The organism is Streptomyces sp. NPDC088810, assembly GCF_044750305.1.
In the GTDB taxonomy this organism is placed as follows: Bacteria; Actinomycetota; Actinomycetes; order Streptomycetales; family Streptomycetaceae; genus Streptomyces.
Window position 1 is genome coordinate 207,579 of sequence record NZ_JBIVJQ010000010.1, and the last position, 17,281, is coordinate 224,859.

10 protein-coding genes are annotated in these 17,281 nt (G+C 73.6%); 4 read left to right on the plus strand and 6 right to left on the minus strand.

All coding sequences use genetic code 11. The features are described from left to right. Positions 1-47: 47 nt before the first annotated feature. Positions 48-836 carry a rhomboid-like protein gene (locus ACIP4Y_RS28820; protein WP_401398673.1) on the minus strand — a complete coding sequence of 263 codons (789 nt, stop codon included), beginning with the start codon at positions 834-836 and terminating at the stop codon, positions 48-50. 195 nt (positions 837-1,031) lie between these two features. Here ACIP4Y_RS28820 and ACIP4Y_RS28825 point away from each other — a divergent pair, with 195 nt between their 5' ends. The 4 genes from ACIP4Y_RS28825 (at position 1,032) to ACIP4Y_RS28840 (ending at position 7,801) form a co-directional block, all read left to right on the plus strand. Further along, positions 1,032-1,709 carry a spermidine synthase gene (locus tag ACIP4Y_RS28825; RefSeq protein ID WP_401398674.1) on the plus strand — a complete coding sequence of 226 codons (678 nt, stop codon included), beginning with the start codon at positions 1,032-1,034 and terminating at the stop codon, positions 1,707-1,709. 112 nt (positions 1,710-1,821) lie between these two features. Beyond that, positions 1,822-2,562 (plus strand): response regulator transcription factor, encoded by a 741-nt coding sequence (locus ACIP4Y_RS28830; protein ID WP_358643944.1) that lies wholly within the window; start codon positions 1,822-1,824, stop codon positions 2,560-2,562. Next, positions 2,559-3,683, plus strand: coding sequence for an ATP-binding protein (locus ACIP4Y_RS28835; RefSeq protein WP_358643946.1), 1,125 nt, complete (start codon positions 2,559-2,561; stop codon positions 3,681-3,683). The genes ACIP4Y_RS28830 and ACIP4Y_RS28835 overlap by 4 nt, the downstream gene beginning before the upstream one ends. Positions 3,684-3,985: 302 nt before the next feature. After that, positions 3,986-7,801 (plus strand): multifunctional oxoglutarate decarboxylase/oxoglutarate dehydrogenase thiamine pyrophosphate-binding subunit/dihydrolipoyllysine-residue succinyltransferase subunit, encoded by a 3,816-nt coding sequence (locus ACIP4Y_RS28840; RefSeq protein ID WP_358643948.1) that lies wholly within the window; start codon positions 3,986-3,988, stop codon positions 7,799-7,801. 154 nt (positions 7,802-7,955) lie between these two features. On the opposite strand, the gene fxsT is transcribed toward ACIP4Y_RS28840, so the two are convergent. From fxsT to ACIP4Y_RS28865, 5 genes are all read right to left on the minus strand, one after another. Next, the gene (gene fxsT / locus ACIP4Y_RS28845) at positions 7,956-10,958 is read right to left on the minus strand and encodes an FxSxx-COOH system tetratricopeptide repeat protein (RefSeq protein WP_401398675.1); all 3,003 of its coding nucleotides are present in this window, start codon (positions 10,956-10,958) and stop codon (positions 7,956-7,958) included. A gap of 83 nt (positions 10,959-11,041) precedes the next feature. Then, the gene (locus tag ACIP4Y_RS28850; protein ID WP_401398676.1) at positions 11,042-12,355 is read right to left on the minus strand and encodes an aKG-HExxH-type peptide beta-hydroxylase; all 1,314 of its coding nucleotides are present in this window, start codon (positions 12,353-12,355) and stop codon (positions 11,042-11,044) included. After that, a complete protein-coding gene (locus ACIP4Y_RS28855) occupies positions 12,352-12,630 on the minus strand; it encodes a hypothetical protein (protein WP_401398677.1) in 279 nt (92 codons plus the stop codon). The genes ACIP4Y_RS28850 and ACIP4Y_RS28855 overlap by 4 nt, the downstream gene beginning before the upstream one ends. 91 nt (positions 12,631-12,721) lie before the next feature. Continuing rightward, positions 12,722-16,144, minus strand: a complete 3,423-nt coding sequence (locus tag ACIP4Y_RS28860) for an SAV_2336 N-terminal domain-related protein (RefSeq protein WP_401398678.1) — start codon at positions 16,142-16,144, stop codon at positions 12,722-12,724. Between the two features lie 7 nt (positions 16,145-16,151). Continuing rightward, positions 16,152-17,165, minus strand: coding sequence for an AAA family ATPase (locus tag ACIP4Y_RS28865; protein WP_401398743.1), 1,014 nt, complete (start codon positions 17,163-17,165; stop codon positions 16,152-16,154). Between the last annotated feature and the right edge of the window lie 116 nt (positions 17,166-17,281).

Consider the following 17,281-nt stretch of genomic DNA (forward strand, 5'->3'; position numbering starts at 1 on the left):
CCGACTCAATGTTCCGGCGGGGCTGAATGTTCCCGGGTTTTTGTTCGCTATGAGCGATCATGTGCGCGCCGGACCAACGGCCACGTCGATACGCCTATGGCGAGCGCGATCACGTGGCCCCAGTCGGTCAACGGGTCCGTGTAGGCGACGAGGTCGGTCAGCAGGACCCCGGCCGTCAGGGCCAGGGCGGACCAGCGGAACCAGGGGCGGATCAGGCCGGCCAGGGCGCCGATGCTGGCGGCCACGCCGAAGCTGATGCCGTAGTCGAGGCGGTGCAGCGAGGTGCCGGGCAGGTGCCCGGCGAGGACGGCGAGGCCCACCGGGACCTCGGTGGCGAGGGTGGCCAGGACATGCCCGGCCAGGAAGACGCAGGCGGCCCGCATCCCGCCTATCCGCCGCTCCAGCGCGGTGAGCACCAGCACGAACAGGGCCGCGTACGGCGAGACGATCCCGCCCGCGATCCACAGCGCGCTCGCCGGCAGCACCAGCACGGGCGTGCGCACCAGGTGGGCCACGTCCGTGCTGGAGCCCTGGTGGAGGGTGTGCACCAGGGCGGGGTCGGCCAGGGCCGCGACCAGGGAGGTGACGGCCAGGACGGCCCCGTAGACGAAGGTGAACGGGGTGCCGGCCGGGGTGGGCAGCAGGTGCCGCAGGCGGGTCAGGCGGGACAGCGGGAGGGACGGCGGGGCGGGAACGGCGGCGGGGGCCACGGCCGGGGTTCCGGTGCGCTGGCGGGGCATGCCGTCCAGCAGGCCGGCGAGTACCGGGGGCGGGACGGCGGCCGTACCGTCCCGGAGGGAGGCGTCCGGTGTTGGGCCCGTCGTGATGCGTTCCACGCTGAGGCGCTCCTTCCGTCACGCCCCACCCTTCGTCCTCGGCGTGCCGCTGTCTATGACCGGCGCCACGCGAGAGCGGATTCACGGCAACCTCTCACCGCCCCGGCCGCGTCCGGGCCCGGCCCGCACCACACGTCCGTGGGCGTCATCCGTAATTCCCGTGAACACCGGGCCCCGTTCGAGCAGGATGGGCTCATGACTGCCGTGTACGACACTCCCGTGGTCCTGGACCGGCGCGACGGCCCGTACGGCGAGGTGGTGCTCCGCCGGCACGGTGCGCTGCTGCAGATCATCGCCAACGGCTGTTTCCTGATGGACACCTCCGACGGCCGCTCGGAGCGGCTGCTGGTCGACGCGGCCCGCGCCGCGCTGGACGGCAGGCCGGCACCGAAGCTGCTGCTCGGCGGGCTGGGCGTGGGGTTCTCGCTCGCCCACGCGGCCGCCGACCCCCGCTGGGGACGGATCACCGTGGTGGAGCGGGAGCCCGCCGTCGTCGACTGGCACCGGGACGGCCCGCTGGCCGAGGTGTCCGCGAGCGCGCTCGCCGATCCGCGGACCTCGATCGTGGAAGCGGATCTCGTGACGTACGTCAATGAGACTTCCGACACGTTCGACGCGTTGTGCCTCGACATCGACAACGGCCCCGGCTGGACCGTCACGGAGGACAACGACGGCCTCTACGCACCGGCCGGACTCGCCGCGTGCGCAAGGGTGTTGAGGCCCGGCGGCGTACTCGCGGTGTGGTCGGCCGAGCCCTCTCCGGAATTTGAAGGAAGCTTGCGGAATGCCGGGTTCCAGCAGGTGCGTACCGAAGAGGTGCCCGTTGCCCGGGGCGTTCCGGACGCCGTCCACCTCGGCGTCCGACCTGGATAGCGACGGCGCGGTGAGTCCCCGTAATGTGCTGCCCTGACGCGGATCATTCAAGCGTCAATCGCAGACATGGGATCACCCCACTGATTCCGGAAAGCAACAACAGGGGCGGGCGATGGAGCAGACACACACCTCCCAGAGCGGCGCGGCGACGACCACCCCGGGCGCACAGCGCCGGGTGCTGGTCGTCGAGGACGACCCCACGATCGTCGACGCCATCGCGGCCCGGCTCCGAGCCGAGGGATTTCTGGTGCAAACGGCGGCCGACGGTCCGGCCGCGGTCGACACGGCCGAGGCCTGGCAGCCCGACCTGCTGATCCTCGACATCATGCTGCCCGGCTTCGACGGGCTCGAGGTCTGCCGGCGGGTGCAGGCGCAGCGGCCGGTGCCGGTGCTGATGCTCACCGCGCGGGACGACGAGACGGACATGCTGGTCGGGCTCGGCGTCGGTGCCGACGACTACATGACCAAGCCGTTCTCGATGCGGGAGCTGGCGGCACGCGTGCACGTGCTGCTGCGCCGGGTGGAGCGGGCCGCGCTGGCCGCCGCCACCCCCCGCTCCGGCATCCTGCGCCTCGGCGAGCTGGAGATCGACCACGCGCAGCGCAGGGTGCGGGTGAAGTCCGAGGACGTCCACCTGACGCCCACCGAGTTCGACCTGCTGGTGTGCCTGGCGAACACCCCGCGCGCGGTGCTCTCCCGGGAGCAGCTGCTGGCCGAGGTCTGGGACTGGGCGGACGCCTCCGGCACCCGCACGGTCGACAGCCACATCAAGGCGCTGCGGCGGAAGATCGGCGCCGAGCGGATCCGCACGGTGCACGGGGTGGGTTACGCGCTGGAGACACCGAACCCGTGAGCATCGACGGGCGCCAGGCCGCACGGAGGAGCCCCGGGACCCTCGCCGAGGAACCCTGGGGCGGCGTACGCCCGTTCTCGATCAAGACCAAGCTGGGTGCGCTGGTCGTCATCTCGGTGCTCATCACCACCGGTCTGTCGATCGTCGCGGTGCACACCAAGACGGAGCTGCGCTTCATCACGGTCTTCTCGATGATCGCCACACTGCTCATCACGCAGTTCGTGGCCCATTCGCTCACCATGCCGCTGGACGAGATGAACGCGGTGGCCCGCTCCATCTCCCAGGGCGACTACACCCGCCGGGTGCGCGAGAACCGCCGGGACGAGCTCGGCGACCTGGCCCAGACGATCAACGTCATGGCCGATGAGCTGGAGGCCCAGGACAACCAGCGCAAGGAGCTGGTCGCGAACGTCTCGCACGAGCTGCGCACCCCGATCGCCGGGCTGCGCGCGGTGCTGGAGAACATCGTCGACGGGGTCACCGAGGCCGACCCGGAGACCATGCGGACGGCCCTGAAGCAGACCGAGCGGCTCGGCCGGCTGGTGGAGACCCTGCTGGACCTGTCCCGGCTGGACAACGGCGTCGTCCCGCTGAAGCTGCGCCGGTTCGAGGTGTGGCCGTACCTGTCGGGCGTGCTGAAGGAGGCCAACATGGTCGCCTCCGCGCGCGCGGGCATGGCCACCGGCTCCGGCAGCCACACGCGTACCGACGTCCATCTGCACCTCGACGTCTCCCCGCCGGAGCTGACCGCGCACGCGGACCCCGAGCGCATCCACCAGGTCGTCGCGAACCTGATCGACAACGCGGTCAAGCACAGTCCGCCGCACGGCCGGGTGACCGTGCGGGCGCGGCGCGGGCCGCAGCCGGAGTCGCTGGAGCTGGAGGTCCTGGACGAGGGCCCCGGCATCCCCCGGTCCGAGTGGCACCGGGTGTTCGAGCGGTTCAACCGGGGTGCCGTCACCCGGCCGCACGGCCCGGGCAGCGACGGCGGTACGGGGCTGGGGCTGGCGATCGCCCGGTGGGCCGTGGATCTGCACGGCGGCCGGATCGGTGTGGCCGAATCCGAGCGGGGCTGTCGGATCATCGTCACCCTTCCGGGACTGACTTCCGTCCCAAGTTGACGTAAAGTCCGAACCGGAAGCACAAGATCCACGACGGTCGCCGCCGCTGGCGTGCAGCTGGACGCGTGTGATCGGGGCAGGCCCGCGCCACCCGTCGAACGAAGACGCGCCGGGCCCGGGCCCGCGCACCCTCTCACATCCGGAACCACGCTTGTTTCCCGCCATTTCAAGCCCTGAAACAAGATTCTTGATGTGACTTACGCGACGATGACCTTGCCCGACCTGACCTTCCCCGCCATGGGGGCGTAGCCTTTATTCCCGCTGTCCATCACCTTGTGAAGCGGAAGAGGGCGGTTGCCGCCGTGTCGCCACAGTCCCCCAGTAACTCGAGCATCTCCACCGACGACCAAGCCGGGAAGAACCCCGCTGCCGCGTTCGGTCCGAACGAGTGGCTCGTCGACGAGATCTATCAGCAGTACCTCCAGGACCCGAATTCGGTAGACCGCGCCTGGTGGGACTTCTTCGCCGATTACAAGCCGGGTGCACCTGCCACCCCGGCTCCGGCGGGTACTGCGGCCGCGGGGGCCGCAGAGACCACCTCCCCCACGCTCGACTCCGCTCGCGCGGGGGGACCCGCATCGGCCCCGCAGGCCGCCGCCCCGGCTCCCGCGCAGCCCGCCGCGGCTCCCGCTCCGGCGCCGGCCCCGGCTCCCGCGGCGAAGGCCGCCCCCGCCCCGGCCAAGCCGGCGCAGCCCGCACAGGCGCCCGCTCAGCCGAAGGCGAAGGCCGCTCCCGCCACGGAGGCCCCCGAGGGCCCCGAGTACGTGACGCTGCGTGGTCCGTCCGCGGCCGTCGCGAAGAACATGAACGCCTCGCTGGAGCTGCCGACCGCCACCTCGGTCCGCGCGGTCCCGGTGAAGCTGCTGTTCGACAACCGCATCGTCATCAACAACCACCTCAAGCGCGCCCGGGGCGGGAAGATCTCCTTCACGCACCTGATCGGCTTCGCGATGGTGCAGGCCATCAAGGCCATGCCGTCGATGAACTACGCGTTCGGCGAGAAGGACGGCAAGCCGACCCTGATCAAGCCGCCGCACGTCAACCTCGGGCTGGCCATCGACCTGGTCAAGCCGAACGGCGACCGCCAGCTCGTCGTGGCCGCCATCAAGAAGGCCGAGACGCTGAACTTCTTCGAGTTCTGGCAGGCCTACGAGGACATCGTCCGCCGCGCCCGTGACGGCAAGCTGACGATGGACGACTTCACCGGTGTCACGGTCTCCCTGACCAACCCCGGCGGCCTCGGCACCGTCCACTCCGTGCCGCGTCTGATGCCCGGCCAGTCCGTGATCATGGGCGTCGGCTCCATGGACTACCCGGCGGAGTTCCAGGGCACCAGCCAGGACACCCTGAACAAGCTCGGCATCTCCAAGGTCATGACGCTCACGTCGACCTACGACCACCGGGTCATCCAGGGCGCCGCCTCCGGCGAGTTCCTGCGCACCGTCGCCAACCTGCTGCTCGGCGAGAACGGCTTCTACGACGACATCTTCGAGGCCCTGCGGATTCCGTACGAGCCGGTCCGCTGGCTCAAGGACATCGACGCCAGCCACGACGACGACGTCACCAAGGCCGCCCGCGTCTTCGAGCTGATCCACTCCTACCGGGTCCGCGGCCACGTCATGGCCGACACCGACCCGCTGGAGTACAAGCAGCGCAAGCACCCCGACCTGGACATCGTCGAGCACGGTCTCACCCTGTGGGACCTGGAGCGCGAGTTCGCCGTCGGCGGCTTCGCCGGCAAGTCGATGATGAAGCTGCGCGACATCCTCGGTGTGCTCCGCGACTCGTACTGCCGCACCACCGGCATCGAGTTCATGCACATCCAGGACCCCAAGCAGCGCAAGTGGATCCAGGACCGCGTGGAGCGCCCGCACTCCAAGATGGAGCGCGAGGAGCAGCTGCGCATCCTGCGCCGCCTGAACGCGGCGGAGGCCTTCGAGACCTTCCTGCAGACCAAGTACGTCGGCCAGAAGCGGTTCTCGCTGGAGGGCGGCGAGTCCGTCATCCCGCTGCTCGACGCGGTCATCGACTCCGCTGCCGAATCGCGGCTCGACGAGGTCGTCATCGGCATGGCCCACCGCGGCCGCCTGAACGTGCTCGCCAACATCGTCGGCAAGTCGTACGCGCAGATCTTCCGCGAGTTCGAGGGCAACCTCGACCCGAAGTCGATGCACGGCTCCGGCGACGTGAAGTACCACCTGGGCGCCGAGGGCACCTTCACCGGCCTGGACGGCGAGCAGATCAAGGTCTCGCTGGTCGCCAACCCCTCGCACCTGGAGGCCGTCGACCCGGTCCTGGAGGGTGTGTCCCGCGCCAAGCAGGACATCATCAACAAGGGCGGCACGGACTTCACGGTCCTGCCGGTGGCGATCCACGGCGACGCGGCCTTCGCGGGCCAGGGCGTGGTGGCCGAGACCCTGAACATGTCGCAGCTGCGCGGCTACCGCACCGGCGGCACGGTCCACATCGTCATCAACAACCAGGTCGGCTTCACCGCGGCCCCCGAGTCCTCGCGTTCCTCCATGTACGCGACGGACGTGGCCCGCATGATCGAGGCCCCGATCTTCCACGTGAACGGCGACGACCCCGAGGCCGTGGTCCGCGTCGCGCGGCTGGCGTTCGAGTTCCGCCAGGCGTTCAACAAGGACGTGGTGATCGACCTCATCTGCTACCGCCGCCGCGGTCACAACGAGTCGGACAACCCGGCCTTCACCCAGCCGCTGATGTACGACCTGATCGACAAGAAGCGCTCGGTGCGCAAGCTGTACACCGAGTCCCTCATCGGTCGCGGCGACATCACCCTGGAAGAGGCCGAGCAGGCCCTGCAGGACTACCAGGGCCAGCTGGAGAAGGTCTTCACGGAGGTCCGCGAGGCCACGTCCCAGCCGGCCGCCGGAGACGTCCAGGCGCCCCAGGACGGCTTCCCGGTCGCGGTCCCGACCGCGGTCTCCGCCGAGGTCGTCAAGCGGATCGCCGAGTCCCAGGTCAACATCCCCGACTCCATCACCGTCCACCCGCGTCTGCTGCCCCAGCTGCAGCGCCGCGCGGCGATGGTGGAGGACGGCACGATCGACTGGGGCATGGGCGAGACCCTCGCCATCGGCTCCCTGCTGCTGGAGGGCACCCCGGTCCGTCTCGCGGGCCAGGACTCCCAGCGCGGCACGTTCGGCCAGCGCCACGCGGTGCTGATCGACCGGGAGACCGGCGAGGAGTACACCCCGCTGCAGTACCTCTCCGAGGACCAGGCCCGCCTGAACGTCTACAACTCCCTGCTCTCCGAGTACGCGGCGATGGGCTTCGAGTACGGCTACTCGCTGGCCCGCCCCGACGCGCTCGTGATGTGGGAGGCGCAGTTCGGCGACTTCACCAACGGCGCGCAGACGGTCGTCGACGAGTTCATCTCCTCGGCCGAGCAGAAGTGGGGCCAGACCTCCGGCGTCACGCTGCTGCTGCCGCACGGCTACGAGGGCCAGGGCCCGGACCACTCCTCGGCCCGCCCGGAGCGGTTCCTCCAGCTGTGCGCGCAGAACAACATGACGGTGGCCATGCCGACCCTGCCGTCGAACTACTTCCACCTCCTGCGGTGGCAGGTGCACAACCCGCACCACAAGCCGCTGATCGTCTTCACCCCGAAGTCGATGCTGCGTCTGAAGGCCGCGGCCTCGAAGGCGGAGGAGTTCACGAACGGGCAGTTCCGCCCGGTCATCGGCGACAGCACGGTCGACCCGGCCGCGGTCCGCAGGGTCGTCTTCTGCGCCGGCAAGGTCTACTACGACCTCGAGGCCGAGCGGCAGAAGCGGGGCGCGACGGACACCGCGATCATCCGTATCGAGCGGCTGTACCCGCTTCCGGGTGCCGAGCTCCAGGCGGAGGTCAACAAGTACCCGAACGCCGAGAAGTACCTGTGGGCGCAGGAGGAGCCGGCGAACCAGGGTGCCTGGCCGTTCATCGCGCTCAACCTGATCGACCACCTGGACCTGGCGGTCGGCGCGGACATCCCGGCCGGCGAGCGGCTGCGGCGCATCTCGCGTCCGCACTCCTCGTCCCCGGCGGTGGGTTCCGCGAAGCGCCACCAGGCCGAGCAGGAGCAGCTGGTGCGCGAGGTCTTCGACGCGTAGTGCCTCCGGCGGTCAGCCGAAGCTGAGGGCCCGGTGCCGAGTTCCGACTCGGCACCGGGCCCTTCGCCTGCCCGGTGGGGCGGTTGCGGATGGCGCGCGGCTGCGGACCGCCCACGGTTGCTCGCGCGGTTCCCCGCGCCCCTTACGGGGCGCTTCAGCCCAGGTAGGCCTCGAAGTCCCAGTAAGGGCGCACCCGTTGGCGGGCCGAGATCGTGTGCGGGTGTTGGGCGCCCAGCGTGCGGGTGAGGGCGAGCAGGGCGTCCTCCTCCAGTTTTCCGGCCTCCTCCTGTTCGTGGGCCGCGCGGAGGTCCGCAGCGAGGGCCACCTGACACGACAGCGTGAGCGGGTGCTCGTGGCCCAGCGTGTGCCGGGAACGGCGCAGGGTGTCCCGGCTCAGTTCCATGGCGTCCTCGATCCGGCCGTTGAAGTTGCGTGCGCCGGCGGCGTTGAGGGCGCAGCCCAGGACCCACGGGTGGTCCGGGCCGAGCGTGGCGCCGAGGCCGGCGAGCGCGGACTCGAACATCGACAGCGCCTCGCCCCGCTCGCCCGCCGCCTGCATGACCAGGCCGGTGTTGGACAGCATGCCGGTGGCCACCGGGTGCGCGGGACCCAGCAGCGAGCGGTAGCCGGCCTCCGCCTCGTCGATGAGGTCGCGGGCCTGGCTGAGATCGCCGTGTTCGCGCAGGTAGTTGCCGTAGTTGGTGAGGAACGCCAGCGTGCGGTAGTGCTCGCGGCCGTGCAGCTGGATCAGCTGGTCCAGCAGGCCGGCCATGGCCGGGCCGACGTCCGGGGCGTGTCCGCCCTCCCGGCGCCGGCACATGGCCAGCTGGGAGCGGGCTTCGAGGGTCTGCGGGTGCTGCGGCCCGAGCACCTGCACATGGAGCCGTACGACGGGTTCCTGGCGGGCCAGGGCCTCCCGGTAGCGGCCGAGCAGACGGAGGCTGTGGGTGACGGCGTTGCCGGAGTGCAGGGTGTTGATGTGCCGGGCGCGCAGCACGCTCTCGCGCCGGGCCAGGGTCTCCAGGTCGAGGTCGAGCGCCTCCGCGTACCGGCCGAGCATGCGCAGGATGACGCCGAGGTTGTGCCGGGCGACCAGGGTGGGCGGCTCGTCGGGGCCGAGGAGCCGCTCGTTGCCGTCGAGGACCTCGCGCTGGAGGTCGTAGGCCTCCTGGTAGCGGCCCAGGGAGCGCAGGCCGGAGGCGATGGCGCTCTTGCTGACCAGTTCGCCGATCTCGTTGCGCCGGGGCGCGGCCCGCAGCTGCTTCAGCACGCCCCGGTGCAGCTCGTACAGCTCCCGGAACCGGCCGCTGTTGCGGAGCATGTTGCCCTCCTGGGTGGCCAGGTCGAGCATCGGCTGGTCGATCGGGTCCATGAACCGCGACCAGTGCTCGCGCACCTGCTGGGCCAGTTCCAGGCCGCCGCTGTACTCGCCGCTGCGGGTGCAGTACCGCAGACAGTTCAGGACCAGCTCCTGCACCCGCGGCTGCCGGCTCTCCAGCGCCCCGGAGGGTTCGAGGTGGGGCAGCAGTTCGGCGTAGCGCGGCCAGTTGCGGCTGTCGGCGGGGTTGCCGGGGTCGGCCTCGGCGAGCAGGGTGCGCACCGCGCGCCGGTGCAGTTCGTGGCTGCCGTCGCCGGTCAGCTTGGAGACGATGTCGTGGACCAGCCGGTGCATGTGCACCGACTCCTGGTGCGGGCCCATCTCGGCGGCCAGCGGGCCGCGGGTCTCCCGGGTCAGCACCGAGTAGTTGACCAGGGTGTCCAGGGCGCGGGTCCAGGCGGGCAGGTCGGTGGACATCCAGCGCAGTTCCTCGGGCAGCTCGGCGCGCGGGTAGGCGCGGATGAGGCCGAGCGGGATGCGTCCGGGGGCGAAGGAGGTGCACAGCCCGAGCACCTCGATGGCCTGCGGCTGGGAGCGGCGCAGCCGGTTGAGCAGTATGGCCCAGGAGGTGAGGGAGGACTGCGGGAAGCCCTCGCCGGTGACGGGCTCGTCGACGGTGGACAGCCGGCGTTCGCGGACCATCCGCAGGTACTCGGCGGCCTCCATGCCGGACTCGCCGAGCCAGGACGCGGCCTGCACCAGCGGCAGCGGCACGTCCCCGAACTCGGCGGCCACCTCGTCGGCCTCGTGGGCGGTGATGTGCGGGGCGCGGCGCATCAGGTAGGCGGTGGACTCGGGGCGCAGGAACGCGGGGATCTCCAGCACGTCGGTGTGCTCGCTCCAGCCCCGGTTGCGTGAGGTGACCAGCACGTGTCCGGTGCCCTGCGGGAGCAGCGAGGTCACGCCTTCGGTGTCGTCCCAGCCGTCGAAGACCAGCAGCCAGTTGGCGTACGGCTCGCCGCGCCTGAGCGCGTTGCGGACCGCGCGGATGCGTTCGCCGGGCTCGCTGCCGATGCGCAGGCCGAGTTCGACGGCGAGTTCGCCGAGCCGGTCGCGCTGGATGGTGCGGTCGTCGCTGTTGACCCACCACACCAGGTCGTAGTCGGTGCTGAAGCGGTGCGCGTACTCGGCGGCCAGCTGGGTCTTGCCGATGCCGGACATGCCGACGAGCGTGCAGGCGGCGGCGCCGCGCTCGGCGTCGGCGAGCCGCTGGTGGAGTTCGCCCAGCAGGTCGTCGCGGCCGGTGAAGCGCGGGTTGCGGCGCGGCACCTCGCCCCAGATCTCGCAGCGCTCGTCCGGGTAGCGGATCCGGCCGGGCACGGTGCGGGGGCGGGCGAGCGGCTCCAGGCCGAGCCGGCGCAGCAGGCGCTCCTCGGCGGCCTCCTCGCTCAGCGCCCACAGGCTGGCCGGTTCCAGGACGGCGGTGGCGGGCAGCAGCGGCCGGTTGGTGAGGTTGACCGCGGCGAACCGGTCGACGTGCGCGGCGACGAAGCCGCGCAGCGCGTCGTTCCACTCGCCGGGCGGGCGCGGGCCCAGCTCGAAGAACCAGTCGTTGAGGACCAGCAGCACCTTGCCGCTGGCCAGCAGCAGGTCGCCGAGGGAGTCCTCCAGCGCCACCTCGCGCGGCGGGTCCCAGCGCTGCAGGGTGGCCCGGTGTCCGTGCCGCTCCAGGCACTGCGCGATCCACGCCGCCCACGAGCGGTAGTACCCCGGGAAGACCACGAGCACGTGCTCGGGTGCCGCCGCACCGTTCGCGCCCGGTCGCCGCTGTTCCGCCATCGCCGCTCCCTGCTTCCGCCACGGCCGCCGGTCACATGGGCAGCCGTACGCATAACGTAACGCACCTGTCCGTCTACGGAGCGTCAGACCGGCGAGCGGGCGCTCCCCGCGAGACGCGCGTGGTGGCTCCCCATGCCCCGGACGAACTCCCTGCCGTACGGGGTCAGTTCATCGGACTCGGCCAGCACGGACAAGGCCTCGGCGACCTGCTCCCGGCACGCCTCGAACCGCTCGGCGGCGCGCCGCCGCCACGCCCGGGCGGGTCCGGTGCGGGCCCGCCCCCACAGGTCCAACAGCGCCAGGTGGGCGTACGCGCCCTGGAGCACGCCGGGGACCGGGCGCGGGTCCCGCCGCCAGCCGACCCGGTGCAGGCTGCCGCCGGGCCGCCACAGCGGGACCAGTTCGTCCAGGACGGCCAGCTTGGTGTGGTGCGTCTCGTGCACCAGCAGCTCGACCAGTTCGCGCCGGTCGGCCGGCAGCTGGGCCAGGACGGCGCCGGGCGCGGTCCGCACGGTGGCGCTCAGCGCCGGTCCGGTGCGCGCGGGCGGCGCGAGCGGGACGACGGCGCGGACCAGGGCGAGGGTCTCGGCGGCCCGGGCGGGGTGGGTCGCGGCCAGCAGGGCGTGCGCGTCCCGCCAGCGGGCGGCCCACGCGGCAGGGCCGGAGTGCGGGCGCTCGGCCGCGGGCAGCGCCGCCGGCCCGATGCCGCCCGTCGGCACCCGGTGGGGGTCGACGTCGTCGAGTACGGCGGTGCCGCCGGGCAGGGTGTGCAGCGCCGACCAGGCCAGGGTGGAGCCGGCGGTCCACCGGGTGCCGGGTCCGGCGTGCGCGGTGCCGGGCAGCAGCAGGGTCCGGCCGGCCGCGTCGGTGATCCGTACGGCCCCGGCCCGGCCGGACAGCCGTACCGGGCCGCGGGCGCAGCGCAGCAGCCCGATGCCGGGCAGCGGCAGGGTGCCGGCCGGCAGCACGCGGGTGGTGGTGAACCGGCAGCCGGCGCGCAGCGCGGCGGCGACGGCCACCGCGCCGAGCCCGGCGAGGCCGCCCTCGAACTCCGGGCCGTCGGGCGCGGCGAGCGCCGCGGCCAGCCAGGCGCCGGTCGTCGGGTAGTCGAGTACGGCGCGGACGGCTGCGGCGTCGGTGCGCTCGGCCCGCTCCAGCAGCGCCCAGTCGTCCGCGAAGCGCCGCCGTGCCGCCGCGGGCAGGGTGCCGCGGGCGTCGTCGGCCCGGACCAGGAGGGACTTCAGCAGCAGCATCCGGCGGGCGTGCAGGGCGGCGCGCAGGGCCGCGGTGGCCGCGGGCAGCGGACGGGTGCGGGCCAGGGCGGCGAGGGTCTCGGGCGGGACCGGTCCGGGAGCGGGGGCGGCCGGCCGTACGTCTCCCAGGGCTCCCGGGGTCATGCCACGGTGTCCTCGTCGCGTAAGGGCTGCCGCGCGGGACCGGCCGAAAACGCACGCCCGGGCCTGCCCGGCATGATCTCGTCGTCACCGCCGGTGGTGTACCAGACCCGGTTCAGCCCCTCCGGGTCGGCGAGCACCCCCGCGACGGCCGCGAGCACCGCCGGATCGTCCATGGCACGCAGTGTCCGCAGGTCGACGTCGGTGAGGTCGGGCGGGAACACGACCTCTCCGGCGTCCTCGCCGAGGCCGGCCACCCGTGTCCTACGCTCCCCCACCTCGGCTCCTCCCTGCCCTACGCCCGCCCCGCACAGCCGCAGTGGCTGCCCACTTCTTCCCGACAGGCCGGAACCAGAAACCCTGGACGGCTCAACTCCGGCCAGTCTCGCTCGCGTTGGCCCAGTCCTGGGACCACGGCCACCACGGCGGCGCGGTCTCCCGCCAGGACGGCTCCGGCAGCGACCGCGGATCCACGACCGACGGTGGCTCCGCCTCCGCCCGCCGGGTCAGCTCGACATCCGCCCAGTCGACCTCGCGCAGCGCCCCGACGAGCCGCTGCCACTGCTCCCGGGCCGTCCGGAAGGCACCGCGGGCCGCGCCGGGCCGGCCCATCAGCGCCAGTACCGCCCCGCAGCCGTGCCGGGCGCGGGCGGCCGTCACCGAGCCGGGGTCGCCGCCGTGGGCCGCCTCGGCCTCCCGCTCGGCGTTCTCGTACGCCTGGAGCGCCTCCACCAGCACCGGCGCGCCCGCGTGGTACCAGCCCTCCAGCCGCACCCGGCCCAACTGGAGCCACACCTCGGCCCGTACGGCCGCGTCGGTCGCCGCGCGCACCGCCTGGCCGAGCAGGTGCCGGCTCTCGAACAGGTCGGGCAGGAAACCCAGGTGGCGGAAGCGCTGGGCGAGGGCGCTGCCGACCAGGCCCTGGAGCCGGCCGCGGTGCGCGGACCGGGCGGGCAGCGACTTCAGCGCCTCGCGCAGCACGGACTCGGCCCGGTCCACCACACCGGCTCCGTCGCCGGCGGACGCCCGCCTGAGCAGCGACTCGCCCCAGGCGGTGAGGAGCCGGACGCGCAGGGGGTCGTCGGCGGGGGCGAGCAGCGCGGCCCGCTCGTACGCCGCGTCGGCCTCGCCGGTCTCCCCGGCGGCGTCGTGGAACGCGGCCAGTGCGGCCAGGCAGGGCAGCAGCAGCGCCGGGTCGTCCCCGGCGGCCGCCAGCGCCTCGCCGAGCGCCTGCCGGGTCTCGACGTCCTCGGCCCCGGCCCCGCGCAGCGCCCGCGCCAGGTCGAGCAACGCGGGCCCCCGCACGGCGTCGGCCGCCCGTTCCCGATGCAACACTCCGCAGGCTTCCCGTAGTTCGGGTACGGCGGCCCCGGGATGCCGCAGGTCGAGCAGAATCCGCCCCCGCAGCAGCAGCCGGGCCCGGTGTGCGGCCACCTCCCAGGGCACATCGGCGGGGCTTGCGGAGTCCGCGGGCCCACCGTCCTGCCCTCGGGCCGGCACGGCCACACCCTCCGGGTACCGCCCGCGCCCCGGCACAGCGGCACCCCCGCGACCGGAGGGCACACCATCCGGCTCCTCAGCCGGCCCGGCCACGCCGTCCGGGTGCGCCCCGTCGCCCGGAGCTGCGGCAGTCTCCTCGGCGGCGCCCGGTGCGGACGTGTCCTCGCCCGGCCCGCCGGGGGCGCCGTCGTCCGGTGGCGCCGCGCCCCCGGCGTCCGCCTGCCAGGCGCGGGCGGTGGTGGTGATGCGGGGCCAGGGCGGGGTGTCGGCGTCCAGGGTGCCGAGGGCTGCCGACAGGTGGTCCGTCTCGGCCGTCACATGCCACAACTCCCGGCGGCAGGACGCCAGTTCCAGCGAGGATTCGGCCCGCTCCCGGCTGTCGGCGGGGGCGGCCGCGTAGGCGGTGGCGAGTTCGGCCTCGGCCTCCCGCAGCAGCCCGGCGCGCCGCCCCTCCGCGCGGGCGCCCGCCGTACCGGCCTCCGCGCGCAGCACGCGGCCGAGGACCAGCCGGGCCCGGACCGCGGGGCCGGCGCCCGTGGCGACGCGGGCCTGTTCCCGGGCCCGGCGCAGCATCTCCGGGTCGGCGAGCTGCCGCCACCGGGCGAGCAGCCGCTCGGCCTCGGTCAGCGGGTCGGGGGTGACCAGGTCCGGCAGGTAGAACCGCAGTACGCGCGCGGGGATGCGGGCGAACAGCTCGGCCTCCACGCTGCCGGTGCCGTCCCGTGCCGCGCCGTCCTCGGTGAGCTGCCCGGCGCCGGCGGCCGGGTCGTGGTCGGCGAGCCGGGCCGCGGCCAGGGCGGCGAAGTTACGGGTGCCCTTGCCGAAGTGCCGTTCCACGTAGGCCGAGCAGTGTTTGAGGACGAGTCCGGCGGTGTCCTGGTCGAGGGAGGACAGGAGCAGGTCCTGCATCCGGGGCGAGTAGGCGAAGCACGGCTGGTCCTCGGTGCCGGGCAGCTGCCGCAGCAGCCCGCCGAGCAGCACCTCGGCCAGTTCCATGGGCCCGGTGTCGGGCAGCATGGCCCGCTGGACCAGCTGCATCACGGGCAGGGTGAGGGGCGCGGCGGCGAGGTAGACGGCCAGCCGCAGGGCGCCCGGTGAGGCGCCGGCGCGGAAGGCACGCAGCAGCTCGTCGTCGCTGCGCGCGGGCGGGGCGAGGCCGGCGGCCGCCGGTGCGGTGGCGGGGTGGGCGTAACCGGCCCAGGCGTGCTCGCGGGTCGGTCCGGTGCCGGCGAGCAGCCGGGCGAAGACCGTGAACGCCTCCGGGGTGGGCTGGAGCACCGGAACCGGCCGGGCGCCGGGCGGTGGTTCCTCCCAGGGCTCGTCCTCGGGCAGGAAGTCGAGGCGCCCGCCGGTCTCCCCGGTGCGGAGGAGCAGCCCGGGTTCGGCGGGCAGCGCGGTACGGCCCCACAGCCGGGGCGGCAGCGGCTGGACCACGGCCAGCGGGGCGGTGCGCGGCCAGCCGTGCAGCAGGCGCTGCACGGTGCCGTTCTGCCACAGCGGGCCGACGCAGTCGCTGATGACGAAGGTGAGCCGGCGCCCGCTGGGGTCGTGCAGTTCGTCGGCGGGGCGCAGCCGGGTGCGCCGGCCGGGACCGGCGGTCGTACCGACGAGCGGGGTGCCGGAGCCGTCGGCGTAGAGGTGGTGGACGCGGACGGAGGCGAACGCGCCGGACTGCTGGCAGGCCTGGCGCAGTTCCTCGACCATCTCGCCCCAGACGGCCATGGCGGGCCCGGTGTCCATGAGCAGCTGGACGTCGCAACGCCGGCGGCGGCCGGGCCGGGTGACGGGCAGCAGGATGCCGCTGGCGGCGGCCCGGTCGGCGGTGGCCGCCTCGTCGATCCGCTCGTCCCGGCCGCGTACGGAGGCCGTGCGGTACCGGCCGAGGGCACGCAGTGCCTTCTGCAGGCCGAGCAGCCCGGGCAGGGCGCCGGCGGCGGGAGCGCGGACCGGGAAGGCGGGGGCGCCGCCGGTCCGGTCGTACGGGCCGCCGTCGGTCCCCCTGCGCGGGGCGGGGCTCGGGGTGTGCAGCGGGACGGCCGCGGTGGGGGCCTCCGCGTGCGGCGGCTGCGGGCCGGTGACCTCGGCCGGTGTGCGGTCGTCCGAGGCTACGGCCCCCCGCCCCGGGTCCGGCGGTCCGTCCGTGCCGGTGCCGGACGTGCCCGTGTCGCCCCCGGGCGGGGCCGCGCCGAGCCGCCGGGCCAGCCAGAGCGCGTCCGCCACGTCCTCGGCGGTCGGCTGGAGCCCGCCCTGGCGCAGCTTGCCGATCAGCTCGTCCAGGCGCATCCCCGGCATCCGCCTCTCACCTCGTACGGTCGAGCGGTTGCATCAGCATCTCGGCGATCCGCTCGCGGGTGAGGCCCTGGGCGTGCGGATCGTGCTGGGTGAGGAACAGGGCGTTCAGGAGCTGGTCGGCGGCGAGCACCTCGCCGGGTTCGCGCTCCAGGAACCGGCGGATCAGGTCCGCGCCGGCGGCGACGCCGTCGCCTCCGAGGTGGGCCTCGACCATGGCGGTGAGCTGCTCCTCGCCGGGCGGGTCCAGCTCCAGCTGGACGCAGCGGCGCAGCAGCGGGGCGGGGAAGTCGCGTTCGCCGTTGGAGGTCAGCACGATCACCGGGAACGCGGTGCAGGCGATGCGCCCGCCGTGCACGGCCACCCGGTCGCCGTCGTGCGTGAGCACCTCCACCACGGGTTCCCGGTCGGCCAGCCGCTCCAGCTCGGGGATGGAGAACTCGCCCTCCTCCAGGGTGTTCAGCAGGTCGTTGGGCAGGTCGAGGTCGCTCTTGTCCAGCTCGTCGATGAGCAGGACGCGGGGCTCCTCGGCGGGCAGGAGCGCGGTGCCGAGCGGGCCGAGCCGGATGTAGGAGCCGATCCCGGAGGCCGCGGCGCCCCGGTCGTCGCCGCGGGCGCGCTCCAGCTGGACGTCCTGGAGCCGGGCGATGGCGTCGTACCGGTACAGGCCGTCCTGGAGGGTGGTGCGGCTGACGATGGGCCAGCGCAGCACCCTGCCCAGGCCGAGTTCGTGGGCGACCGCGTACGCCAGGGTCGACTTGCCGGTCCCCGGGTTGCCGGTCACCAGCAGGGGCCGGCGCAGATAGAGGGCCGCGTTGACCGCGTCCACCTCGGCCGGCCGGGGCGCGTAGTTCTCGACCAGGCGGCGGCGCACACCGAGCCGGCGGGCGCTGCTGGGGTCCTCCGGGCCGCTCTCCGCGCCGTCCCGGGAGGCGGCGAAGTCGCGCCAGGGCGGCGGCGCCGGCAACCGCCGCATGCCGTCGTGCGGCTGACCCACTCCGCGGTAGATCCGCCAGTCGTTCACCTTGGGCTCCTCCCGGCTCTGGTGATCATGCAGCGGGCCCGGCCGTCCGACGTACGAGGCTACCGCCCGCCGGCCGCGCCCGCCGAGGTTCGCGGCGTCCGACGCCCCCTGTCCCA